Annotated in this window: 4 protein-coding genes; 2 read left to right on the top strand and 2 right to left on the bottom strand. The window is 73.3% G+C overall.

Features of this window, described 5'->3' with window-relative positions:
- The first annotated feature begins 745 nt into the window (after window positions 1-745).
- Complete coding sequence (locus F9B16_RS48575) at window positions 746-1,363, top strand: dihydrofolate reductase family protein (protein ID WP_151547044.1); 618 nt, start codon at window positions 746-748, stop codon at window positions 1,361-1,363.
- A 235-nt stretch (window positions 1,364-1,598) separates the two neighbouring features.
- On the opposite strand, the gene F9B16_RS48580 is transcribed toward F9B16_RS48575, so the two are convergent.
- A complete protein-coding gene (locus F9B16_RS48580) occupies window positions 1,599-3,515 on the bottom strand; it encodes a glycoside hydrolase family 3 protein (protein ID WP_225992637.1) in 1,917 nt (638 codons plus the stop codon).
- A gap of 528 nt (window positions 3,516-4,043) precedes the next feature.
- Here F9B16_RS48580 and F9B16_RS48585 point away from each other — a divergent pair.
- Entirely contained in the window at window positions 4,044-5,309 is a 1,266-nt protein-coding gene (locus F9B16_RS48585) for an MFS transporter (RefSeq protein ID WP_151547045.1), read from the top strand.
- Here F9B16_RS48585 and F9B16_RS48590 read toward each other — a convergent pair.
- Window positions 5,270-6,220, bottom strand: coding sequence for a GlxA family transcriptional regulator (locus F9B16_RS48590; RefSeq protein WP_151547046.1), 951 nt, complete (start codon window positions 6,218-6,220; stop codon window positions 5,270-5,272). The genes F9B16_RS48585 and F9B16_RS48590 overlap by 40 nt on opposite strands.
- Between the last annotated feature and the right edge of the window lie 143 nt (window positions 6,221-6,363).

The following is a 6,363-nucleotide window of genomic DNA, read 5'->3' on the forward strand; positions in this document are numbered from 1 at the left end:
GGGCCGCAGAGGCTCCAAAGTCAAGGGTGGACGAAGTCCATCGCGAAGCGACGCCGAAGGCGCCCTTGACTTTGGAGGGGCGGCCCCGTACGCAAGCGCCACCCCACCACCCGAACACCCCTCTTGTAGTTCTCCCGAACACCTGAATTAGGGACTCCCGAACTACCTAACCTCCCCGAACACTTTCTCGCTCGATGACCTCGAGCACTTTCCACGCCTGAACACCCACTCTCGACGATCACCGCACCCAACACCCCAATCCACACCCCTCAAACCGCACCACGCCCCCGCACACGTCCACGCCCCCGCACACGTCCACGTCCACGTCCCCACACCACGTCCCCACACCACGCACCCTCACGTCCGCCCAGCCCGCTGTGCCGACGCCGCGTGCATCAACGCATCCGACCGACAGCAACCACCACGCTTCTCACCACCTGCAACACCCTCCACCCCCGGCTCTTCAACACCCACCCATCCGTGCCCCCTCAGCGTCAGCGCGGCCGCCCACCAAGACAGCCTGGGCGTGCGGCAGGCGTCGACACGTCTGCGCCCGCATTTCGGCTCGTCAGGGCGTACGACACCCCCATCCGGCTGCTCACCGCGCCACGCGAACGCGCGGCGTGGTGAGCAGCCTCGCGAGCGTTGCAGATTGCGGTGCGGCTGCGGCGATGAGTTCTGGCGGCGGCGATGGTCGAAGCCCCTGAACACCATGAGTCATCGCCAGCGGCCAAGGAGCACCAGGATGCGGAAGATCACGGCGGGGCTGTTCATCTCGCTCGACGGAGTCGTCGAGAACCCCCAGGACTGGCACTTCCCCTACTTCAACGACGAGATGGGCCAGGCCGTCGACGCGCAGATGAGCTCGGCCGACACCCTCCTCCTCGGCCGCCGGACCTACGACAGCTTTGCGAGCGCGTGGCCGGACCGCGAGAAGGCCGGCGCCGAGGACGCGGCCTTCGCGAAGAAGCTCGGCGACGCCCGCAAGATCGTGGTGTCCACCCGGGAGCTCGAGTTCACATGGCGCAATTCCGAGCAGCTTCAGGGCGACCTCATCGAGGCGGTGACGGCGTTGAAGGCGGAACCGTCGACGGCGGACATCGCGATGAGCGGGTCGGTGTCGCTCGTCCGGCGGCTGCTGGCGGCGGGGCTCCTCGACGAGCTTCACCTGCTGGTTCATCCGATCGCCGTCGGCGAGGGGATGCGGCTGTTCGAGGACGCGGACGCCCCGCTGCCGCTGAAGCTGATCTCCTCCGTGACCTTCGCCACCGGCGTCGTCCACCTGGTGTACCGCCTGGACGACGGCGCTCCGACCGGCGACTACGCGAAGGCCAAGGCGAGCCTCCCGCAGACCGCCGACTAGGAGCCCGCCCCCAAACCGGCTCAGCCGCCCCCGAGCCCGCCCCCAAGCCGGCTCAGCCGCCCGCAAGCCGGCCGCCCCGCAAGCCGGCCGCCCCCAAGCCGGCCGCCCCGTAAGGCTGAACCGGCTCCGGTCAACAACGCGCCGACAGGGCCAAGCCGGCCGGCGAGGCGAAGCCCGCGCGGGCCTTCCGGCGCCGGGGCGAAGGGCCGCCACGGCGCCGGAAGGCGAGGTCGGCTCAGCGGTGGGTGCGGAGCCCGTATCCGTAGGGGAACAGCGGGTCGTAGTTCTTGTCGCCGATGTTGATCGGCTCCTGCGCCTCGCTGCGCGGCCACGTGTAGGACAGCCGCCCGGTGTAGGGACGGTTCCCGAAGAGGGTGTCGGAGACGCCGGCGCCTTCGCTGCCGGGCAGCCACGACATCACGAACGCGTCCATCTTCGGCAGTTCGTCGGTGACGATCTGCGGCCGCCCCGCGACGTCCAGCACGACGCACTTCTCGATGGCGGAGCAGACCTTGTCGATGTTGGCCTTGTCGGTGTCGGACAGGTTGAGGGTGTGCCCGTTGCCGACGTCGCCGACGCCTTCGGCGTAGGGCGTCTCGCCGACGACGACGACTCCGACGTCGCTTCCGGCCGTGGGCGCGGAGGCGTCGGCGCTGTAGGTGACGTTCTTGGCGTTCTGTTGGATGCCCTGGAGGATCGTGGTCCCGGGGATGGTGTTCCCGGAGGCGCCCTGCCAGGTGACGGTCCAGCCGCCGGCCTGGTTGCCCATGTCGTTGGCGTTGACGCCGGCGACGTAGATGTGCTGCGACTTCTTCAGCGGCAGCGTGCGGCCGGAGTTCTTCAGCAGCACCTGCGACTCGGCGACGGCCCGGCGGGCGACGGCGCGGTGCGCGGGCGAGCCGACCGTCTTGATGTTGGTCCGGTCGGTATACGGGTGCTCGAAGAGGCCGAGTTCGAACTTGGCCTTGAGGATGCGCCGGACGGCGTCGTCGATGCGGGACGTGGCGACGCGTCCGGCCTTCACCTCGGCGAGGAGGGCCTGCTCGAACTGGGGCGCGCTGTAGGGCTCCATGAACATGTCCATGCCGGCGTTGACGGCCGTCCGGACCTGGGTGGCGTAGTCGCCGGGGAGCTGGTGGATGGCCTCCCAGTCGCTGATGAGGAACCCGTCGAACCCGATCTTCTTCTTGAGGACGTCGGTGAGCAGTTCCTTGCTGGCGCTCATCTTGACGGGGTTGCCGACGCCGTCCTCCGTCCAGTCGACGCTGGAGAACGACGGCATGATGCTGCCGACGTGGTACTTGCGCACGGCGGGGATGTACGGCGCGAGGTCGATGGCGTTGAAGTGGGCGCGGTCGGTGACGGTGACGCCCTGGTCGATGGTGTAGGTGCCGCTGGTGGACGACCCGTACTTGGTGTCGCCGTCGCCCGCGTAGTGCTTGGCGGTGGCGAGGACGTGCGTGGGGTCGGCGAGGTCCTTGGTGCTCCGGCCCTGGAATCCTTCGAGCGCGGTCTCCATCTGCATGACGAGCGCGGGGTCCTCGCTGAAGGACTCGTAGGTGCGTCCCCAGCGCAGGTCGCGGGAGACGCAGATGCAGGGGGCGAACACCCACTGCGGGCCGGTCGCGCGCGTCTCGGTGGCGGTGATCCGTTCTTCCTCGCGGACGAGCGCGGGGTCGCGGGTCGCGCCCATCGCGTTGTTGTGCGGGAAGACGGTGGCGCCGACGAGGTTGTTGTCGCCGTGGACGGAGTCGATCCCGTACAGCAGCGGGATCTTCAGCCGGGTCTTGAGCGCGGCGGACTGGTACCGGTCGACCATGTCGGCCCAGCCGGACGGGGTGTTGTCGGCCGGCACGGACCCGCCGCCGGACAGCACGGACCCGAGCGCGAGCGAGGTGATCTGGCTCGGGTCGGAGTCGATGGCGCCGCGTTCGGCCTGCGTCATCTGGCCGATCTTCTCTTCGAGCGTCATCCGGCCGAGCAGGTCGGTGACGCGCTGGGCGACGGGGAGCCGCGGGTTGAGGTAGGCCGCGGAGGCGGGCGCGTCCGCGAGGGCGGGGCCGCTCGCCGCGGGGACGGCGGCGGCCGCGACCGCGAGGGCGGTCAGCGAACGCCTGATCCGGGCGGACGTTCGGGTGTGGGGGTGTCGCAAGGTCCCTCCTGGGTCGTGACGGCGACGGCGCCGCGCGGCCCGGTCGGGGCCGCGCGCCCGCCCGTGTCCGCGGGTGCGCGGACGGGGTCACGGCGGCCCGGACGGCCATGACCCCTGCGGCGGGTTCAGCGTCATCAGGAACCTCTCCCGACCTTGATCACCTGTCAAGCGTTCCCGGCCCGCTCTGGATGATCTTGGTCGAAGCATGGGATCGGGGGCTTGACGGCGACTAAATTCACTATTTAAATCATGGGGCGAATTAAGCCGGTCGGACGGGTCGGGCGACGAGCGCCGGGCCCGCCGCCGGCGCTGCCCGCCGCGCACCGGCCCGGCCACCCGTCCCGCCACGGTGGCCACACCCGGCCGCGGCCGCCCCGGAGCTCACCGCGGCGCGCAGGCGGGTCCGCCCTGTCCGGATCCCTGTCCGGATCCCCGCGCCCCGGGCCGTCCGGCACCGCGTCCGAAACTGCGCGCACCTTGTCGTTCCAGCCGCTCGTGCGGGAACGCCGCGCCGCAGAGCATGGCGCCATGAACGACCGCACCATGAACGACTTCGGCATCGGCGGCCGGGCCTGGTGGAGGGCCGGGCTCGCCGTCGCGACGGTGGGGTGGGGAGCGCAGCAGTTCGCGCCGCTCCTGCCGCTGTACCGCGACAGGCTCGGCCTTTCCGCGACGACCGTGCAGGCCACGTTCGGCATGTACGTGCTCGGGCTCGTCCCCGGCCTGCTGCTCGGCGGCCCGGTCTCGGACCGGCTCGGCCGCCGCCGGGTGCTCGTCCCGGCGATCGCCGCGTCCGCCGCCGGGACGGTCCTGCTGATCCTCGGCGGGACGGACCCCGGGTGGCTGTTCGCGGGACGGCTCGTCGCGGGCGTCGCGAGCGGCGCGGCGTTCAGCGCCGGCTCGGCCTGGATCAAGGAGCTGTCGGCGGCCGCGGCGGGGTCGGGGCCGCGCCGCCTGACGATCGCGATGAGCGTCGGATTCGGGCTCGGGCCGCTGGTCGCGGGGGTCCTCGCGCAGTGGGCGCCGGCCCCGGCCGCGGTCCCGTACGTCCCGCACCTGCTCCTCGCCTGCGTCGCGCTGCCGCTCGCCGCCCGCGCCCCGGAGACGGGCCGCCGGGCGGGCGCGCCGGGCCGGCTGCGGGACGCGCTGCGCGTCCCCGAGGCGCGCGGGCACCGGTTCCGGACGGTCGTCGTGCCGCTCGCGCCGTGGGTGTTCGGGTCGGCGTCGGTCGCGCTCGCCTACCTTCCGGCGCTGGTCGTGGACCGTCTCGGCGGGCACGCGCTCGTGTTCGGCGCGGCCGTCACGACGCTGACGGCCGCGGCGGGGATCGCCGTCCAGCCGCTCGCCCGGCGGGTCCCCGCGCCGCGGCGGCTGCTCGTGACGGCGATGGGCCTGGTCGCGGCGGGGATGCTCGTGGCGACGGGCGCCGCGGCGGCGTCGAGCCCGGCGCTGGTGGTCGTGGCGGCGCTGGTGCTCGGCGCGGCGTACGGGTGCTGCCAGGTGTGCGGGCTGCAGGAGGTGCAGCGGCTCGCCCGCCCGGAGCGTCTCGCCGCGCTGACGTCGGCCTACCAGGCCGTCTCCTACCTCGGCTTCGCGGTGCCGTTCCCGCTGGCGGCGGCCGGACGGCTCGCCTCACCGCCCGTCCTCCTGCTGGTCGTGACGGGCCTCGCCGTCCTCACCCTCGGTTCCGTGGCCCGCGCCGCGCGGCCCCGCGTCACGGAACTCCGCGCCGCCGCCCCGGGACGGCCGGACGGTCAGCCGGGGATGGCCGAAGCGCGGAACGTCCGGCGGTAGGCGTCCGGCGACACGCCCAGGGCGCGCTGGAAGTGGCGGCGGAGCGTGGCGGCGGTGCCCATCCCGGTCCGGTCGGCGATCAGGTCGATGCCGTCGTCGGTGGTCTCCAGCAGCTCCTGCGCGCGGTGGACGCGCTGGGCGTGCAGCCACTGCAGCGGCGTCGTCCCGGCGACCGCGTGGAAGTGCCGCGCGAGGTTGCGGGAGCTCATCCCGGCGCGGCGGGCGAGGTCCTCGACGGTCAGCGGCTCGTGCAGGCGGGCGAGCGCCCACGGGAGCAGCCCGGCGAGCGCGTGCTCGCGGCCGGGCCCGACGGGCGCGGGGATGTACTGGGCCTGCCCGCCGGGCCGGTGCGGCGGGACGACGAGCCGCCGCGCCAGGTCGTTCGCGACGGCCGCGCCGTGGTCGAGGCGGACGATGTGCAGGCACAGGTCCATGCCGGCGGCCTTGCCCGCCGACGTCATGACGGACCCGTCGTCGATGTAGAGGACGCCGGGGTCGACCTCGACGCGCGGGTACAGCTCGGCGAGGCGCGCCGCGTGCATCCAGTGGGTGGTGGCGCGGCGCCCGTCCAGCAGCCCGGCGGCGGCCAGCACGAACGCGCCGGTGCAGATCGACACCACCCGCGCGCCCGCCTCGTGCGCGGCGCGGACCGCGGCGACGAGGTCGGCGGGCGGCTCCTCCAGGACGTTCCGGCAGGCCGGGACGATCACGGTGCCGGCGGCGGTCAGGGCGTCGAGCCCGCGCGGGGCGTCCACCTGGAACCAGCCGCCGAGCCGGACGGACGCGGGGGCGCAGACGGTGAGGTCGTACCAGGGGTCGGCGAGGCCGCGGTCGACGCCGAACACCTCGCAGGGCGCGGCGACCTCGAACAGGGTGATCCCTTCGCTGACGGCGAGCGCGACGGTGGACATGTCCGGAATCGTACGCCCACCGGCGTTCCGGACGGCAGCGCGCGCATGCCCGGGGCCGCACGCCGGGCTGCGCGGCGGGCACGCCGGGGCCGCACGCCGGGGCACGCGGTGCGCACGCCGGGGCACGCGGTGCGCACGCCGGG

This window comes from Actinomadura montaniterrae, assembly GCF_008923365.1.
In the GTDB taxonomy this organism is placed as follows: Bacteria; Actinomycetota; Actinomycetes; order Streptosporangiales; family Streptosporangiaceae; genus Spirillospora; species Spirillospora montaniterrae.